3 tRNA genes are annotated in these 382 nt (G+C 42.1%); all 3 read left to right on the forward strand.

The annotated features are described in order from the left end of the window. The first annotated feature begins 25 nt into the window (after window positions 1-25). The 3 genes from H5154_RS23220 to H5154_RS23230 all read left to right on the forward strand — a co-directional run bounded on the left by H5154_RS23220 (window position 26) and on the right by H5154_RS23230 (window position 358). Window positions 26-101 (forward strand) — tRNA-Thr (locus tag H5154_RS23220). A gap of 47 nt (window positions 102-148) precedes the next feature. Beyond that, a tRNA-Phe gene (locus H5154_RS23225) sits at window positions 149-224 on the forward strand. Between the two features lie 58 nt (window positions 225-282). Then, window positions 283-358, forward strand: a tRNA-Thr gene (locus H5154_RS23230). The last annotated feature ends 24 nt before the right edge of the window (window positions 359-382 follow it).

The following is a 382-nucleotide window of genomic DNA, read 5'->3' on the forward strand; positions in this document are numbered from 1 at the left end:
CGTGCCTTAGCACACAGTTTAGTGTGCCGACTTAGCTCAGCTGGTAGAGCAACTGACTTGTAATCAGTAGGTCAACCGTTCGACTCGGTTAGTCGGCACCATTTATTTAAATTAAATGTTTTAAACATTTAATTAGCACTGTTTAAGTGCCTCGATAGCTCAGTCGGTAGAGCAGAGGATTGAAAATCCTCGTGTCCGTGGTTCGATTCCGCGTCGAGGCACCATTTATCCAAAGTTATCAATCTTTAAAATTGAAACGTGCCTTAGCACACAGTTTAGTGTGCCGACTTAGCTCAGCTGGTAGAGCAACTGACTTGTAATCAGTAGGTCAACCGTTCGACTCGGTTAGTCGGCACCATTTATTTAAATTAAATGTTTTAAA

It is taken from the genome of Pseudoalteromonas sp. SR44-5, assembly GCF_014163675.1.
GTDB classification, from domain to species: Bacteria; Pseudomonadota; Gammaproteobacteria; order Enterobacterales; family Alteromonadaceae; genus Pseudoalteromonas; species Pseudoalteromonas rhizosphaerae.